General features: G+C 35.8%; 18 protein-coding genes. 12 read left to right on the plus strand and 6 right to left on the minus strand.

The annotated features are described in order from the left end of the window. Window positions 1-889: 889 nt before the first annotated feature. The 5 genes from D778_RS11995 to D778_RS12015 all read right to left on the minus strand — a co-directional run bounded on the left by D778_RS11995 (window position 890) and on the right by D778_RS12015 (window position 4,062). The gene (locus D778_RS11995; protein ID WP_007651086.1) at window positions 890-1,261 is read right to left on the minus strand and encodes a DUF2200 domain-containing protein; all 372 of its coding nucleotides are present in this window, start codon (window positions 1,259-1,261) and stop codon (window positions 890-892) included. A gap of 29 nt (window positions 1,262-1,290) precedes the next feature. Next, the gene (locus D778_RS12000; RefSeq protein ID WP_007651088.1) at window positions 1,291-1,974 is read right to left on the minus strand and encodes a hypothetical protein; all 684 of its coding nucleotides are present in this window, start codon (window positions 1,972-1,974) and stop codon (window positions 1,291-1,293) included. Window positions 1,975-1,998: 24 nt separating this feature from the next. Continuing rightward, window positions 1,999-2,352: an SdpI family protein gene (locus D778_RS14830; protein ID WP_007651090.1), complete on the minus strand. Its 354-nt coding sequence runs from the start codon at window positions 2,350-2,352 to the stop codon at window positions 1,999-2,001. Window positions 2,353-2,843: 491 nt separating this feature from the next. Next, on the minus strand, window positions 2,844-3,425 hold the full coding sequence (locus D778_RS12010) for a collagen-like protein (RefSeq protein ID WP_040492398.1): 582 nt from the start codon (window positions 3,423-3,425) through the stop codon (window positions 2,844-2,846). 283 nt (window positions 3,426-3,708) lie between these two features. Next, window positions 3,709-4,062, minus strand: coding sequence for a 4Fe-4S dicluster domain-containing protein (locus D778_RS12015; RefSeq protein WP_007651094.1), 354 nt, complete (start codon window positions 4,060-4,062; stop codon window positions 3,709-3,711). A 168-nt stretch (window positions 4,063-4,230) separates the two neighbouring features. Here D778_RS12015 and D778_RS12020 point away from each other — a divergent pair, with 168 nt between their 5' ends. The 9 genes from D778_RS12020 to D778_RS12055 all read left to right on the plus strand — a co-directional run bounded on the left by D778_RS12020 (window position 4,231) and on the right by D778_RS12055 (window position 12,420). Then, window positions 4,231-5,289: an acyl-CoA reductase gene (locus D778_RS12020; RefSeq protein WP_007651095.1), complete on the plus strand. Its 1,059-nt coding sequence runs from the start codon at window positions 4,231-4,233 to the stop codon at window positions 5,287-5,289. A gap of 171 nt (window positions 5,290-5,460) precedes the next feature. Further along, entirely contained in the window at window positions 5,461-6,525 is a 1,065-nt protein-coding gene (gene serC / locus D778_RS12025) for a 3-phosphoserine/phosphohydroxythreonine transaminase (protein ID WP_007651097.1), read from the plus strand. A gap of 88 nt (window positions 6,526-6,613) precedes the next feature. After that, on the plus strand, window positions 6,614-7,576 hold the full coding sequence (locus D778_RS12030) for a D-2-hydroxyacid dehydrogenase (RefSeq protein ID WP_007651099.1): 963 nt from the start codon (window positions 6,614-6,616) through the stop codon (window positions 7,574-7,576). A 93-nt stretch (window positions 7,577-7,669) separates the two neighbouring features. Then, a complete protein-coding gene (locus D778_RS12035; protein ID WP_007651103.1) occupies window positions 7,670-8,305 on the plus strand; it encodes a DUF937 domain-containing protein in 636 nt (211 codons plus the stop codon). 237 nt (window positions 8,306-8,542) lie between these two features. Continuing rightward, window positions 8,543-8,692: a hypothetical protein gene (locus D778_RS14620; protein WP_007651105.1), complete on the plus strand. Its 150-nt coding sequence runs from the start codon at window positions 8,543-8,545 to the stop codon at window positions 8,690-8,692. A 117-nt stretch (window positions 8,693-8,809) separates the two neighbouring features. Beyond that, window positions 8,810-9,247: a DUF6146 family protein gene (locus D778_RS12040; RefSeq protein WP_007651110.1), complete on the plus strand. Its 438-nt coding sequence runs from the start codon at window positions 8,810-8,812 to the stop codon at window positions 9,245-9,247. 28 nt (window positions 9,248-9,275) lie between these two features. After that, window positions 9,276-9,770, plus strand: coding sequence for a DUF6787 family protein (locus D778_RS12045; RefSeq protein ID WP_007651112.1), 495 nt, complete (start codon window positions 9,276-9,278; stop codon window positions 9,768-9,770). Further along, window positions 9,770-10,108: a hypothetical protein gene (locus D778_RS12050; protein WP_065230332.1), complete on the plus strand. Its 339-nt coding sequence runs from the start codon at window positions 9,770-9,772 to the stop codon at window positions 10,106-10,108. Before D778_RS12045 ends, D778_RS12050 begins: the two co-directional genes overlap by 1 nt. Window positions 10,109-10,161: 53 nt before the next feature. Beyond that, complete coding sequence (locus tag D778_RS12055; protein WP_007651114.1) at window positions 10,162-12,420, plus strand: TonB-dependent receptor; 2,259 nt, start codon at window positions 10,162-10,164, stop codon at window positions 12,418-12,420. A 55-nt stretch (window positions 12,421-12,475) separates the two neighbouring features. Here the strand turns inward: D778_RS12055 and D778_RS12060 are convergent, their stop codons facing one another. Next, entirely contained in the window at window positions 12,476-12,769 is a 294-nt protein-coding gene (locus tag D778_RS12060) for a hypothetical protein (RefSeq protein WP_007651115.1), read from the minus strand. Between the two features lie 238 nt (window positions 12,770-13,007). On the opposite strand from D778_RS12060, the gene D778_RS12065 reads away from it, so the two are divergent. Genes D778_RS12065 through D778_RS12075 form a run of 3 tightly spaced genes read left to right on the plus strand, consistent with a single transcriptional unit; the run spans window position 13,008 to window position 17,868 of the window. Next, window positions 13,008-15,440 carry a DUF5916 domain-containing protein gene (locus tag D778_RS12065; RefSeq protein WP_007651116.1) on the plus strand — a complete coding sequence of 811 codons (2,433 nt, stop codon included), beginning with the start codon at window positions 13,008-13,010 and terminating at the stop codon, window positions 15,438-15,440. Between the two features lie 53 nt (window positions 15,441-15,493). Beyond that, a complete protein-coding gene (locus D778_RS12070; protein ID WP_007651118.1) occupies window positions 15,494-16,156 on the plus strand; it encodes an ABC transporter ATP-binding protein in 663 nt (220 codons plus the stop codon). Window positions 16,157-16,200: 44 nt separating this feature from the next. Then, window positions 16,201-17,868: an LIC_10190 family membrane protein gene (locus tag D778_RS12075; RefSeq protein WP_007651119.1), complete on the plus strand. Its 1,668-nt coding sequence runs from the start codon at window positions 16,201-16,203 to the stop codon at window positions 17,866-17,868. Window positions 17,869-17,870: the final 2 nt, after the last annotated feature.

Here is a 17,870-nt window from a genome sequence, read left to right on the forward strand (position 1 = left end):
GTTTTATTCATTTAGTTTCTCGGTTTTTTACATTAACCACAACTCGTTATATAATAACAAATATACTCTTTTAGGGGGGGCATTTGCCGGATAACAAAAGGTTTTTGTGGTTTTATCCTTTGCTTTCCGTTTCAAATCTAGCTATTATTTAGCAGCTTTGCAATACGTGATGTTACGTATATGTTGTAGCTCCTGCCCTAGTTGTTTGTGGGTTTGTTTTGTAAAGAAAGGTATAATTATGGGGGAAACCTTACGGGTTACCGTAAAACCCAACTATCTTATAAAAATCCATTAAAAAAACTCTAAAACCTATTGTAACCCCATAGCTTAAACCTCTGCCACTCCAAACAATCACACACACCTAAGCCATATATCAACTTAAATAATAGCCTCATTTTTTTGGACTTTAAGAAAAAATGGGTATCTTAATCTTTCAAAGTCCACTCACTTATGTTAATACAGGTTATGCCTGTTTTCAACCGCTCTTAACCCTTATAAATAAAGGGCTCCTTGGGGGTTCACCCGTAGATACTCCATAGTTACTCCGTACTTACTCCGTACATAGGCCGTACCTAAGCCATATATAGGCCGTATGAAAGCGTCTGGCTCTTATTAAAAGAAGAAGCTCTTGTGAGATTTTATGCCTGTTGGCAGACAGGTTCTTGAGATTCTTCGCTTTGCTCAGAATGACAGGCTTGCCTTAATATGACAGTGGGCAGGTTTTGTGGTTTTGGGATTTTTATTGAAACAAACTCTCATTTTTCATTAACAATCCTCTAATATAATTATTAATATATTTATCCTTTTGCAAACATAGGATGACAGGGTTGCCTTAATATGACAGTGGGCAGGGTTTTGATGTCTTTAATAAAGGAAGTGGTTTTTGGTGCTATACTGTTCGTAATATTTTTTCCATTTTACGGCCTTTGGCGAGTTCGTCTACCAACTTATCTAAATATCTAACCTGTCTATAAATTTCAAATTCATCATCAATATCTTCAATTCTATAACCACAGATAACTCCTTTAATTAAATGTGCGTTTGGGTGCAATGTTGCTTTTTGAAAGAATGTTTCAAAGCTTGCTTTATTGTGAATAAGTGCTTGGAGACTCTTTTCATCATAACCGGTTAACCATTGAATGACCTGATGAAGTTCTTGTTTTGTCCTCCCTTTTTTTTCGACTTTTGTGACATAATGTGGATAAACGGAGGCAAAGGTCATTGTTGCAATTTGTTTGTTTTTTTCTGCTGTTACTTTCATTGCGTATGGAAGGTTTTGTTGTAAAAATTTTATTGGTTTGTATTGTTAGGCAAGGGAGTGATCATGATGTGGGCTCTGTGTGTTCCTGGATCCATAAGCCATGGGTGGTTTGGTGCGATGGGTTTTTCTGGCAATCCGGTGGATTTGGCTGTAGCATATGGCACATACACCACATAGCGGTATTGGGCATCTGCCACTTTTGAGGTCTCTGGATCATAAAGCTGATTTGGGCCATAATATATGTGCAAGGTTAATCCTGGTTCCCCCATACTTAGTTTCCCTGAGGCTACCTCTTCTTCCCTTATATCGAATATTTGTGCTGCATTCAATCCTTGTTCTCTTAAATCCCTTCCCCTAGCCATAAATGGTTCGAGGTCTTTGTGGTAACAGGCTGCATTAAAGCCTTCTTTTCTTGGGTCGTCTGCTAGCACAATAAATTCGTTGTCGCCTTCCTTCAGGGTCATAAATTCGCCATCCATATTGTAACCTATTACTTTACAACCGTCCCTACTGGCCTCTGGCGCAGCCATTAATGCTGTTGCTATTAAGGCCTGGTTGGTGTTTATGGCAACAAAAGTGCTGTTGGACTGCTGGGCAGTGCTATCTGTTGGCGTTTCTTCAATAGGGGTTTCTTTGTTGTTTTTGGTTTTATCTGAAGAGTTGCAAGAGATCATGATTCCTGCTAATGCCAGTGCTACTATAAGTTGTTTCATTTTTTAGTGTTTTGTGTGTATGTTTTATTTTTCGAATTTTCTTTTTATGGCATTTTCTACACGCAGCAATAAGGCCAATACCGTTAAAGCCAGTAATGTGATGCCCATAAACATTGCTACTGCTGTTGCTGGATGGTACCACAACCCCAAAATTCCTATTAAAGACAATAAGGCTCCCAGTTTTATGGATTCCATAGCTGAATAGGTTTGGGCGAAATCCCATCGTTCTTTGTTTTTCATAGAGCTATTTGTACGATAACCATATATGGAGTTTATGTTTTTGGGTGGAAATTTTAACATAACATACCCAGCTAGTATAAAAATAAGCCCAGAAACTACTGGAATTAAAAAAAAGGGATTGTTTAAAGGATTGGTCATGAACCGTTTACTTATTTGTTTTTGGTTTTTGTTTTGATTACAGCTTTAAAAATACAAACATTTTTAAAGCTTTAAAACATGTTTGACATTGTATGTGCTAATATTACAAATTTGTTTGCAAGTGCTGTTGCTTGCATGCTTAAGCTTTTAATTTAGCAATTATTATTGAAACCCAAGGCTGCAAGTTTTACCAAAAAAGGTGTTATGTAAAAGTGACTTTAGTTCTCTTAGCATAAGACATGGTGGTTTGTTGTGTAAGGTGCTTATTTTGTGATTTACAAGTGATTTTTTTTTGATAGAACCATTAACCTAATTATATTGAATGATTTCCTATTTTAATTTTCTTTTTTTGAAAGGTTACCGGTTAAATAATTTAAGTAAAGCAGTTGGTTTTATAAAAAAAGCCGGATACCTCCGGCTTTACTTGTTGTTTTTTAAAGACATGTACTATAATGTCTGATGTTCTTTTTATGTATTTTAAAAAAGGTTCCTTACTCTGGGATATTAAGGGCTTTACAAACTTCTTTATATGATAATTGTTTCCATTGGTTAGCCGTTTTTGCACCTGTTAAAGGGGTGCCGCCAGGAATAAGTACATATTTGTATTGCGCATTGATACCTGCACCAGTACCATTTACTTCATCATCGGTTAAGGTTGTGCCATCTGTGCTTTGAATGTTAAAACGGATTTGACCATAATCTGTAAAATGAACGGGTAAGCAAGTTCGGATTGTGTTATGTAAAAAATCCTGATAAGGAAGTGTATAAGGCACATTGTCTTGATAGCGGAAAAAGCCTAATACTATGCCTCCATTTTCCAAGAAACTATCGTTAATATTTTCATTTTCAACAAGCATGGTTTTAAAAGTGGTTCCATCTGCAAAGTTCCAATCTTGATCCATCCAGTCGCTGTACATGACATTAGCAGTACCCGGGTCCCCTTGTTCGCCCTGTTCTCCTTGAATTCCCTGTTCACCTTGGATTCCTTGTTCTCCATCTTCTACAGAGCATGAGATAATTGCTGTAAAAAGGCATAGACATAATAAAGACTTAATGATGTTTTTTGTTTTCATATTTTTTAGATTTAAAAATGATTATATGTAAATTTTAAATGATTGTGTTTTTTGTTTAATAAATAAAATTTGAAAAGGTTAACAAAAGTAGTAAAATTTGTTTATGCTGAATTTTGGGGATGCTTGAAATATTAAGACATTTCATTTGAATTCCAAAAAAAGAAAACTTAAACCCTATAACCAGACACTGAGTTATTATAAAAGTATTACAAAAAAAACCCCAAGTGTGCCTGTTTGCAGAAAGGCTTTCACTTGAGGTTGTTTATAGATTTTTAATTATGGATTAAGAATCTGGATGCATAAAACGTTGTTTTGCCAACAGTTCTTCTTCGGTTTCCACATGGGCATCGTCTGGAACACAACAGTCCACAGGACATACGGCAGCACATTGTGGCTCGTCGTGAAAACCTTTGCACTCTGTACACTTGTCTGGCACTATGTAGTATATTTCGTCGCTTATAGGTTCCTGGGCCTCATCGGCATCCACTTCCTTACCGTTTGGAAGCACAATTTTTCCGTTTAAACTTGTTCCATCTTTATATCTCCAGTCATCTGCACCTTCATAAATGGCCGTGTTGGGACATTCCGGTTCGCAAGCGCCACAGTTTATACATTCGTCTGTTATAATTATTGCCATAACAATCTTTGTTTTTAATCTTAGGATTTAGGTTATAAAAAAGATCTTGTTCCATTCTGGTTGAAATTACCTTTACAATCAGATTCAAAACCTTTTATTGCTCATTTGCTTTATGTAAATTTGCAGTTGCAAAAATAACGCCAAAACAATTCATAACCAAACCATATAATGAATTTAGAAGAAAGAATAAAAGCCTTTGCGACTTTAGGGACTTTTTTAGGTCAGTTTTCCAGGGAAGGCTACATTAAAAAAGATTCGGTACCACATAATGAGCTGTTTTTTGATGGCTTTAAGCACCAGATAAAATTGGCCAAAGAACACAATGGTTGGTTTACCGAAGAACAAATAGGTTTTGCTTTGGAGAATTGGTCTAAAGCATTGACATACAATAACATTAAGCAGTTTGTGGATACGTATCACTTTAAAGATATAAATCCTAAAAAAGTAGCCGTGATCATGGCTGGCAACATTCCCTTGGTAGGGTTTCATGACTTTTTTTGTGTGCTGCTGGTTGGCCACAAGGTTTTGGTAAAACAATCCAGCAACGATAAACATTTGTTGCCGTATCTGGCCAAATATTTGGAACAGGTGGCTCCGGGTTTTAAAGGACAGATTGAGTTTACTGAAGAAAAACTTAGGGATTTTGATGCTGTAATAGCCACAGGAAGTGACAATACGGCACGCTATTTTGAGTATTATTTTAAAGGGAAACCGTCCATAATTAGAAAAAACAGAAACTCGGTGGCTGTGCTGACCGGAAATGAAACCGATGCGGAATTGGAGCGATTATCCCATGATATCTTTAGGTACTATGGTTTGGGTTGTAGAAATGTGTCTAAATTGTTTGTGCCTAAAAATTACGATTTTGACAGTTTTTTTAAGGCCATGTATGCTTGGCATCCCATTATAAACGAAACCAAATATGCCAATAATTACGATTATAATAAAGCCGTGTACCTAATGAGCGAGTTTGATATGCTGGAAAATGGTTTTTTAATGGTAAAGGAAGACAGCAGCTACGCCTCTCCTATTGCCACGGTATTTTATGAACAATATGAAACCTTAGAAGCATTGCAACACAAACTGGAAACAGATGCCGAAAAAATTCAGTGCGTGGTTTCCAAAGGTTTAAATAAGAGTCATTTAGCATTTGGTGAAACACAGCAACCGCAACTTTGGGACTTTGCTGACGGTGTGGATACCATGGATTTTTTGTTGAAAATTTAGTAAAAAAAAACCAGGAATAGCCCTTTATATTTTATAGGAAATTAGCACCTTTGTTGTTGAAATGGATGAAGACACTCTTGGTAATTTGATATCCATGGTTTAAAACAGAAACAAATAAATTCCACACTTGTTTTACCTAGGCAGGTTTGGGAATGTTAAAATACATTTTCTATGAAAAAACATAATTTTAGTGCAGGGCCATGCATCCTACCACAGGAAGTACTTTTAAAAGCATCGGAAGCAGTCATGGATTTCAATAATGATGGTTTATCCTTATTGGAAATTTCCCATAGAAGCAAACCTTTTGTAGATGTCATGGAAAAGGCCAGGTCTTTAGCCTTGGAGTTATTAGGTCTGGAAGGCAAAGGTTATAAAGCCTTGTTTTTGCAAGGTGGTGCCAGCACCCAGTTTTTAATGGTAGCCCTTAACCTATTGGAGAAACGCGCTGGATATTTAAATACGGGTACCTGGAGCGACAAAGCCATTAAGGAAGCCAGGATTTTTGATGATGTGTATGAGGTGGCTTCTTCCAAAAGCGCCAATTACAACTACATCCCAAAAGGATATGAAATCCCTTCGGAGTATGATTATTTTCACTGTACCTCCAACAATACCATTTTTGGCACACAGATGAAATCTTTTCCTTCCTGCGACATTCCTATGGTTTGTGATATGAGCAGTGATATTTTTTCCAGAACCTTAGACTTTACCCAATTTGATTTAATTTATGCAGGAGCCCAAAAAAACATGGGTCCAGCAGGAACCACTCTGGTAGTAGTAAAAGAAGATATTTTAGGAAAAGTATCCAGAAAAATCCCATCCATGATGGATTATAAAGTACATATAGATAAAGGCAGCATGTTCAATACGCCTCCTGTATTTGCAGTATATGTATCTATGCTAACCTTGGAATGGTTAAAAAACCTTGGAGGTATTAAAGCCATTGAAGAACAAAACGAAATGAAAGCCAGGGTCATGTATTCTGAATTGGACTTAAATCCTTTGTTTAAAGGATATGCCGTAAAAGAAGACCGATCGCTTATGAACGCCACATTTAATTTAACGAATGACAATTTAAAAGAAACCTTTGAAACCATGCTTAAAGAAGCAGGTATCAGTGGTTTAAATGGTCATAGAAGTGTTGGTGGCTATAGAGCCTCAATGTACAATGCCTTACCTCTGGAAAGCGTTAAAGCTTTGGTGGAAGTTATGAGCGAACTAGAAACAAAAGCATAGCTGTTATTGCAGGCAGTTTTTCATATTATAATTAAAAAAACAAAAAAGCTTCCCTAATAATAAAAGGGAATGAAACATCAATTTTTCAATGAAAGTATTAGCAAACGACGGAATTTCAAAAAGTGGAATTGAAGCCTTGGAACAAGAAGGTTTTGAAGTGTTAACCACAACCGTAGCACAAGAACAGTTGGTAAATTACATCAATAACAACAACATAGCCGTATTGTTGGTAAGAAGTGCTACCAAGGTACGTAAAGACATTATAGATGGCTGTCCGAGCCTTAAAATTATAGGTCGTGGTGGTGTTGGTATGGACAATATAGACGTGGAGTATGCCAGAAACAAAGGCATACACGTAATAAACACACCTTCTGCTTCTTCACATTCGGTTGCCGAATTGGTATTTGCCCATTTGTTTGGAGGGGTTCGGTTTTTGCACGATTCCAACCGAAACATGCCTTTGGATGGTGACACCCAGTTTAAATCCCTAAAAAAGAATTATGCGCATGGCGTGGAGCTAAAAGGTAAAACCCTAGGGATTATTGGTTTTGGACGTATTGGGAAAGAAGTGGCAAAAATAGCTTTGGGAATTGGCATGAAAGTGATTGCCAGCGACAAATATGTTGGCAAGTCGAATATTAAGGTGGAGTTTTATAACGGACAGTTTATCAATGTGGAAATTGAAACTGAGCCAACCAAAGAAATATTAAAACATGCCGATTTTGTGACCTTACATGTACCAGCGCAAGATGATTATGTGATAGGAGAAAAGCAATTGGAGATCATGAAAGATGGTGTTGGTATTATAAATGCAGCACGAGGAGGTGTTATAGATGAAGTGGCCCTTGTTAAAGCCCTGGAAAGTGGCAAAGTGGCCTTTGCTGGTTTGGACACCTTTGAAGAAGAGCCTACGCCAGCCATACAAGTATTGATGAACGGTAGAATTTCTTTAACACCACACATTGGCGCTGCCACAAACGAAGCACAAGACAGAATTGGTACCGAATTGGCATCTCAGATTATCAGCCTGTTAAAGACAGAAAATGCATGATCCTGTTAACAAAAAATCCATAAAAAGCCTATAAGTTTTATTTTCTTATAGGCTTTTTTGTATTTTAACCCTTCAATTAAAACCAAATTAAAAATGGCTGGAATTTTAGATTTATTACAAAGTGATATGGGTAAAACCATTATTAGTGGTGTGGCTGGACAAACCAATCAACCAGAAAGCAAAACTAACGATGTCTTGACCATGGCACTCCCGGTATTAATGCAAGCTATGAAACGCAACGCTACTTCCCAACAAGGTGCAGAAGGGTTGCTAAATGCACTAAACAGCAAACATGATGGCAGTATTTTGGACAACCTTAACGGACTTTTTGAAGGTGGTGTGGATGCCCATGTTATGGACGATGGAGGCAATATTTTAAAACACGTACTAGGCAACAAACAACAACATGTGGAAAACGCCATAGGTGCCCGTGCAGGTATGGACTCCAGCTCTGTGGCCAACATTCTTAAAGTGGCTGCGCCTTTGCTAATGGGTATGCTGGGAAAACAAACCAGAGAAAAACAAGTGAACAGCGCTTCTGGTATTGAAGATTTACTAGGAGGCTTATTGAGCAGTAACTCCCCTAAAAATGAACAGAGCTTTCTGGAATCTATTTTAGATGCCGATGGCGATGGAAGTGTGGTAGACGATGTTGCAGGTATGGTTTTAGGAGGAAGTAAAAAGAAAGGTGGTCTTGGTGGCTTGCTTGGTGGGCTTTTTGGGAAATAATTAAACTAATCCACGATAGGAAAGTCAAACGGAAGTTTGGCTTTTTTTGTTTTAAATAATGATTTAGCGGAAAGTCTTGCAACGTCGTTTTTAATAAAACTGACCTTAAAAGCAAATATACTTGGGAATAAACACCATATACATGCTCTTTTTATCATTAAAAGCAAACCTTTTATGTTTTGAACACATACATAAAAATGAACTTGTTTAATTTAAGGGGAATAAAAATACTAAATCATGGAAGCAGACAGAGAAAACCCAAAAACCGAACACGAAAATACCTTATACCAAAACATAACAGATGAAAAAGGGCTCAAAAAAAAAAGCACTACAACCAATATGGCAAACAAGATTATCAACCTAAAGAAAGGTCTGGTAACAACCTAACGGAAACAGATAAAGAAGACCAATAATCCATACCAACATTTGGGTATATGTTAAAGCCTTTCAAAATCAAGGAAGTAAGGCATGATTTTTGTATCTTTAAGTATAAAATACAGCGCTATGAAATCTTTACTTTCACTTTTAATTTTCTGTGGCTTTTTGTACAGTTGCAAGTCTTCGCAATCCATGGAAACTCCTTCCAACAAAGAAGAAGTTGCTATTGCCAGCAATGATACAGTGAGCATAGCAAACAACGACTTGGAATACGAAATACTTATTATTGAACCCGGATTTAATTTATGGCTGGAAACACGTGCAAGACCTAGAGGATATTATGAGCAAGACTTTATGGAAACCAGAAACAAACAATATGTTGCTGCCTGGAATGAACGTGCCCAACAACCCTTAAGGTATCCATCTGGACTTTACGACTCACTAATTTATTACGATCCAACAGTAGATTATGGCTATGAAGTAAATTACAAATTGTATAACTATTTTATATACTTTCAGTTAACTTATAAACAACAATTAACTTCATATATTCCTAGAATTTAAAGTATCTTTGCAGCTTTAAAAGTCTGCCATGGAAACTTTCAAAAAAAACTGGGACATACAACAAAACTGGCAACTGATTTTTCCCCTATTGGGACTTGTTGGGTTGCTTTACAGTTCTTTTAAACTTGCCAATGCACTTATAAAAGACATGCATATCCTTATAGTTTTAGCACTTACTGCCATCCTCTTTATTGTTTTATTGAAGTTCACCCTTTTTCTGTTTAAAAAGTTGGAAAAAAAATGGGATGTTAATTACAAATGGGAACTGATTCGGATTTTTATAGTTTTTGCCATTACTGGAACCTCTTCCCTGTTTGTAGGTAAACCGATTATTAAATTGTTGGGAATTACTAAAGAAAACTTAAATATTGTGGTTTATTGGGTTTTATATATTATTATTGGACTCATTTTTTACCAAATACTCTTGTTGTGTATTGGTTGGCTGTTTGGTCAGTTTAAATTCTTTTGGGAGTTTGAAAAGAAAATGCTTCGTAGAATGGGTTTTAAACGATTTTTAGATTAGTGCTACACTTAAAACAACATATCCTTTTTAGAGTTTTCTCTTTAGTCTTGGTACTGACTGTGTTGGCGCCTTCGGTAGATAAATTGCTGCATGCTTTTGATCATTCAACACATAAGCATGAGGTATGTTTGGGGGAAAAACAAGCTCATTTGCACGCTTTGGACCTAGACTGTGAATTTCATAAGTTTCAAATAAATACAGCTTTTACGGTTCCAATAAATCAATTTGAACTGCTAGAACAACAAGAAAACCAACAGGTTATACTGTCTCAATATCACTTTATCAGTGATTTTCAAAAACTCCATTTTTCCCTTCGTGGTCCTCCAGTTAATAGTTAATATCCTTCTTAAGCCTGAACTGTTCAGCATTTATTAACTATTAAATTTTTTACATGAAAACAATTTTATACCTATTGTTTTTTGTGAGTATTCCTGTAATACAAGCTCAAAACAGCATACAAGGCTCCCTAACGGACAGCCATACCAACCAACCCATTGCCTTTGCCAGTATTTACATCCCACAATTGGAAAAAGGAACCATAACCAACGAACAAGGGATGTTTACATTGCATAATTTGCCTACAGGACATTACAAAATAGTATGTTCTATAATTGGCTACGAAACCTATTCCAAAACCATTACCATTCCAGCTACAGAGAATTTGGATATTTCATTATCGCCTTCAGCCATAGAGATGGAAGAGATAATTATTTCAACACCATTCCATAAACTTCAAAGTGAAAACGTAATGAAAGTGGAACAGGAAAAAATGTCTGACTTAAAAGCCAAAGGAGCCGTAACACTTGCGGAAGGGATTACAAACATTGCAGGAGTTGAAAGTATTAGTACTGGATTAAGTATAGGAAAACCCGTGATTAGAGGGCTAAGCTCCAACAGGGTTTTGGTTTATACACAAGGTGTCAGGCTGGAAAACCAGCAATTTGGTGACGAACACGGATTGGGCTTGAACAGTTCTGGCGTGGAAAGTGTGGAAGTAATAAAGGGACCTGCTTCCCTACTCTATGGTAGCGATGCCCTTGGAGGCGTTCTTTACATTAATCCTGAAAAATTTGCTCAAGCAAATACCAACGAAGCCGACCTGGAAGCCACTTATTTTGGAAACACTTTGGGTTATTCTGGCAATGTTGGTTACAAAGAATCCAGCGACAAGTGGAAGTTTCTTATCAGAGGAAGTGTTACGGAACATTCCGATTATGATACAGAGGACTATAGAGTAACCAATTCGCGCTTTAAGGAGCAAGATTTTAAATCTGGTATTGGGTACCAAAGAACGCAATTTAAAACGGAATTCCGTTACAATATGAACCATTCCAAATTAGGGATTCCAGAAACTATTGGAGCGCAGAACACAAACAAAACACCAGAATTACCATATCAAGATATCACAAACCACGTGTTTAGTTCCAAATCCAATATCTATTTTGACAAGTCCAATTTGGAAGTTAATTTAGGTTATATCTATAACGATAGAAAAGAATTTGAAGAACATCATCATCATGGTGAAGAAGATCATGACCATGAAGAAGATCATGACCATGAAGAAGATCATGACCATGAAGAAGACCATGACCATGAAGACGCTTTGGAAGCTGCGCTTCATATGAAGTTGAAAACCTTTAATTATGACCTGAAATACCATTTACCTGTTTATGGTAAATTTGAAACCATAGTTGGCACACAAGGCATGAACCAAGTAAATACCAATTACGGAGAAGAGCAGTTAATACCTGATGCCACCACAAACGACTTTGGTCTTTTTGTTATGTCTCACATACATTTTGAAAATGCAGACATACAAATTGGAGCCAGATATGATAACCGAAACATACAAGTGGTAAATGGTTTCACAAAAGATTTTAGCAGTTTCAATGGGGCTTTGGGAGTTAAAACAAAACTGTTTGACAAAATTACTGCCAGATTAAATTTAGCTTCCGGCTTTAGGGCTCCCAATTTAGCAGAATTAACATCTTACGGAACCCACGAAGGTACCAATAGATTTGAAATTGGTGATGAAAACCTAAACAATGAACAAAATTTTCAAACAGATGTTTCATTGGAATTTAAAAACGAACATGTTGAGTTTTATGTAAATGGCTTTTACAATTTGGTTAACGATTACATTTTTCTTCAACCAGATGGCACTTTTATAGATGGCACACCTGTGTACAGTTATGTTCAAGAAGATGCTAGTTTATATGGTGGTGAAATTGGTTTTCATTTCCATCCACATCCACTGGATTGGCTGCATGTGGAGAGTAGTTTTGAAACCGTAACAGGTAAACAAACAAATGACACTTACCTACCCTTGATTCCCGCCAATACGCTAAACAATACTTTACGCGTGGAACTGGACAGTAAATGGATGGAGCAGCTTTATGGTTTTGTAAAGCTTCAATCCACCTTTGCTCAAAATCATGTTAGCCTAAATGAAACCAAAACAGATGGATACAATTTGTTGAGCGCTGGTTTTGGTGCTACACTTCCAGTGTTAAATAACAATTTATCCATTGCTGTGTCTGGAAGCAATTTAACAAACAAGACATATATCAGCCATTTATCCAGATTAAAATCAGAAGGTATTTACAATATGGGAAGAAATATAAGTGTGAGCTTAACCTATAACTTGTAATACTTTAATAAATTAAACCTTAAAGCCTCTTTAACTTTAAATAAAGGGGCTTTTTTTATTTTTCTATTTCGATGGTTGTTTTAGGTTTTTGTTTAGAGAACACATAGGTATAGAGCCACATCATGGTAAATGAAGGTATAAAATCTATCATTGGCAAGGCCTCTTCAATAAAACTTACAACGGCAGCTATCCTTCCTTTTTTACCAGGATACAATTTGGTCATTAAATATGCCGATAAAGGAGCCCAGATAAAATCGAATGGAGGAAACACATAAGAGACATATCCTAAGAGATCAAAAAAGATGCCTATTATTAAAGTTTTGGTTTTTGAATTTTTTTCGAAAGTCATATAATATATTAATTCATAGCATACTAACAAATAATGTTCCAAACTGAAAGTATAAAAAAAACTGACATATTAGGACACCATTGCAGACAGGATCATCCTAAAAATAGCACTTTAACGTCTTTTTTAACTTTTGGTTAGCATAGTTTTTAATGGGACACGCTTAGATTTGTCGGTAAAAGTGTAACAAAGTGTCATTTTTATTGTCTTTTAACCAACACCAATCCATAATCATATTATAATGAAATTTGCTTCATTTATACTATTCTTTCTATTTTTCAATCTTACCATACATGCTCAAGATAAAAAATCGCTTAACATACAAAGGGCAAGTATAGCACCAAAAATTGATGGTGAATTAAACGATCCGGCTTGGCAAGATGCTGAATTGGCTGAGAATTTCATTCAATTTAGACCAGATGTAGGCGTTTTGGAAAATGAAACTCAAAAGACTGTAGTCCGTGTGACTTATGATAACGATGCCATTTATTTTGGCGCGTATCTGTACGACAATCCAGATAAAATCATGAAACAGTTTCAAAGTCGGGACAATTTTGGTATTAACGATTTTTTTGCTGTGGTATTGAATCCCAATAACGATTCTCAAAACGATACAGAATTTTTTGTCTTTCCTACAGGCAATCAGGCAGATGCCATCCTATCCCCAAACATAGGAGAAGATTTTGGCTGGGACGCTGTTTGGGAAAGTGCCGTGAAAATAGTGCATGATGGTTGGATTGTTGAAATGAAAATCCCTTACTCTGCCCTAAGGTTCTCCAACAAAAAAGAACATGTTTGGGGATTGCAGTTCCATAGGCATTTTAAAACCGATAGATCGCAATACAGTTGGAACCCCATCAACCCAGAAGTTGGCAGTACCAGTTTGTACCACGGCGAAATTATTGGAATTAAAGACATTCAACCTCCTGTAAGACTCATGTTATACCCTTATGCTTCAACCATTATTAGCAAAAAAGGTGATGAAGATATTACCGATGAATACCATATGGGAATGGACTTGAAATATGGTATTACAGAGAATTTTACATTGGATGCCACACTTATTCCAGATTTTAGCCAAGTAGGTTACGACGATGTAGAGTTGAACTTGGGTCCTTTTGAACAACAATTCTCTGAACAAAGACAATTCTTTACTGAGGGAGTTGACTTATTTACCAAAGGCAATTTGTTTTATTCCAGACGTGTTGGTAATGCTCCCACAGGCAATCCAACTTTGGAAACCAATGAAATAATTCCTGATTATCCAGACAAAGTAAAAACATTAAATGCTTTTAAAGTGTCTGGAAGGACCAAAAATGGTTTGGGAATTGGGCTTTTTAATGCCATAACACAAAAAACCTATACAACCGTTAAGGATACGGTTACCAATGGTTCCAGGGAAGTCCTGGTGGAACCTTTGGCCAATTACAATATTTTTGTGGTAGACCAACAGTTCAACGGGAACTCATCTGTAAGTTTAATCAATACCAATGTGACACGTAATGGCCATTTTCGCGATGCCAATGTTACGGCAGCACTCTTGGATTTTGCCAATAAAAAAAACACACTTGGTATAGATGCTGCCGTAAAACACAGTTATTTAAATTTGGAAGATGACAACCAAAGTGGTTTTAACACCCAATTTGAAATTGGAAAAATAAGTGGTAACTACCAATATGGCATAGGACACGAACTTGCTGACAAAAATTACGATATCAACGATTTAGGAATAAACTTTAGAAACAATTACAGCATTTTCAGTGCCGATTTTTCCTATAGGATTTTTGAGCCAGTTGGCAACCTAATTAATTTTAGTTATAATTTTTGGGCAAATTACAACATGTTATACAGCCCAAGTACCTATACAGGTAAAAACATTGGAGGAAGCATCTCTTTTCAGGAAAAAAGTATTTTGGGTTATGGTGGACGTTTTAATTATGAAATGGGTAAACAATACGATTATTTTGAAGCCAGAACCGAAGGCCGTTACTTTATTTATGAAAATTGGGTCGATGCCAGTGCCTGGATTTCTTCCAACTACAATAAAAAGTATGCCTATGATGCCAATATAGGTTTTGGGACCATGTTTGAGGAAGGACGCGACATGTTCAATTTTGATTTTGGTATAAGCCCAAGAGCAAGATTTAATGATAGATTTACTTTAATTTACAGTTTAGACTTCAGCAATTCCAATGGTGGTAGAGGTTATATACAAAATATTGGTGACGATATTGTATTTGGACAACGTGACAGAACAACCTTGGTAAATACCATTACCGGAAATTATAACTTTAATGTGTTTCATGCCCTATCTTTATCCTTTAGAAATTATTGGAGTGTGGTAACTTATGAAAATCAACTGTATACTTTGGAAGACAATGGACGTTTAAGTACAGATGATGGTTACACCTTGGACGATGTAAACAATCCAGACGTGAATTTCAACACGTGGAATTTGGACTTTGGTTATTCATGGCAATTTGCTCCAGGAAGCATGCTTACAGCCTTATACAGAAATAGCTTGTTCGATTTTTCAAACGCTTCCAGAGACACATATTTTAATAGTGTGGGAAATCTTTTTAAACAGCCTATTGATCACAATTTTTCAATAAGAGTGGTTTATTTTATAGATTACAACCATGTTAAAAACATTTTTAACAAGAAACACAGCTGATCATTGTACAGAACAAGCTATTGTATTAAATTCACCTCAACATTACGTTAAATATGATTCAAGCAAACAATATCCATAAATACTTTAACGATTTACACGTTTTAAAGGGTGTGGATTTAGATATTAAAAAAGGTGAAATAGTCTCCATAGTTGGTGCTTCAGGTGCTGGAAAAACAACCTTGTTACAAATTTTGGGTACTTTGGACAAGCCTGAAATGAAAGACACTTACCAATTTGTAATCAACAACACAAACATCGGTTCCTTAAATGATAAAGCATTGGCCAAATTTAGAAATGAACATCTTGGGTTTATTTTTCAGTTTCATCAATTATTACCGGAATTTACGGCTTTGGAAAATGTTTGTATTCCTGCGTACATAAAAAAAACCAAGAAACCTGAAGCTGAAACCCGAGCCAAAGAACTGTTGGATTTCTTGGGATTGAAAGATAGATACCATCACAAACCTAACGAACTCTCAGGTGGCGAGCAACAACGTGTTGCCGTAGCCAGGGCTTTAATAAACAATCCGGAACTTATTTTTGCCGATGAACCTTCTGGAAACTTAGATAGTGAATCGGCTGAAAATCTACACCAACTATTTTTTAAACTTCGAGATGAATTTGGGCAAACCTTTGTTATTGTGACGCATAACCAAGAATTGGCAGATATGGCAGATAGAAAACTTACCATGGTTGATGGAAAAATTATATATTAGGGGTTGTAACTAAAAACATTAGACAAAACCAACCGTAATATTTCATGTTATTAATCCTTCTTTCTTGGGTCCTTATTTTAACCTTTGCGATAGTGGTTGGAGTTAGTGTCAATCGGTTATTGAAATTGCAAGAAGTCAATCCCGTTTTGGTTATTTTTCATGGATTCTTTACCTTAACATTATTGGCTGGTTGTTGGGCCATATTTGCAGCCATAGATTGGAAGTTCTTTATCTTTCTATTGATTGTTTTAGTTTGTTTTATTTTTACAAACCATTCATTAATAATCAATTACTTAACTTTATTTAAACAGGAATTTCAAAAAACATCCAATTTTGTTAAAATTATATTAGCCGTAATTTTGGTATTGATTTTAGCACAATCTGCTTCAGCTCCATCCTTATTGGACAACGAATCGTATTACATACAAACTATCGCGTGGTTGAATGAGTTTGGGTTGGTAAATGGCCTTATAAACCTCCATCTCTTTTTAGGACAAAATAGTGGTTGGCATATACTACAAAGTGCTTTTAATTTTAATTTTATATATGATCGTTTTAACGATTTAAACGGACTGTGTCTCTTGCTTGCAAATTATTATGCACTTGTAAAATTGAACCATTATTTTAAATTTAAAAACAATCCTTTGGATTTGGCAATAGGCCTCTTCCCTATTTTTAATGTCTTTTTGTTTCAGTTTGTTAGTTCTCCTTCACCCGATTTAGCTGTCTATATTATTTCATTATTTCTTTTTTATGGGTTTTTAATGAATTACCATGCCTGTAGTAAAAATGGCTTGATATCTTTGGTCATGCTCACTTCTTTTTTGATTCTCATTAAAGTAACAACCATAGTTTTTGTACTTTTTCCAATGGTAATTTACATAAAACACTATAACCATGTAAAACAATATTCGTTCTTGGTTTGGCTTGTTGCGTTGGCAACTTTAAGCCTTATTGTTATGAAAAACATTTTGATAACTGGAAATGCCATCTATCCAATGGTTGGAATAGGATCATTAAAAGCCAGTTGGAGTTTGCCGGTACATATTGAGACCTATTTTTATAAGTATGCCAAAGCTTATGGCTATGCTGTAACTCCAGAAGTGTATAGCAATAGCACCTATTTAGATTTAATTAAAACATGGATGTTTCAAACTGGAATGGATGGTGTGTTCAATAAAATCATGATCCTGGTTTTATGCTTGTTTATTATTTTCATAAAGAAATTTAAGAACAATAAAGCCATTCTATTTATTTATGTCATTGCCTTATTGCAACTTGTTGTGTTATTTATAACCTCACCTCAATTTAGGTTTTACATGCCTTTTGTATTTATACTCTCTCTTTTATTGATATCTAAAATCATCACCTCTGAAAGCTTGGCAAAACGTTTTTTAGTGCTTAGTGTTTTAGCCGTTTTGATTCCATTGGTTTTTAATATCCCAAACCTGAAAACAAGTACTTTTTCCACAAGTTATTTGATTGAGCCACATGGAAATAGTCGGTTTGCTAAAGATTACCAAACCATAAACCTTGGAAACACGCACATTAACACACCAAAGAACATCAATTTTTTCTGGGGAACCGGAAACACACCTCTACCTGCTTTAAACGCTCAACAATTGGAGTATTTTAAAACGAACTTTAAAGTGATCCCTCAGCAAAGAACTGAAGATTTGAAAGATGGTTTTTATTTTAAAACAAAGCATTAAAA

It is taken from the genome of Xanthomarina gelatinilytica, from assembly GCF_000348685.1.
GTDB lineage: Bacteria > Bacteroidota > Bacteroidia > Flavobacteriales > Flavobacteriaceae > Xanthomarina > Xanthomarina gelatinilytica.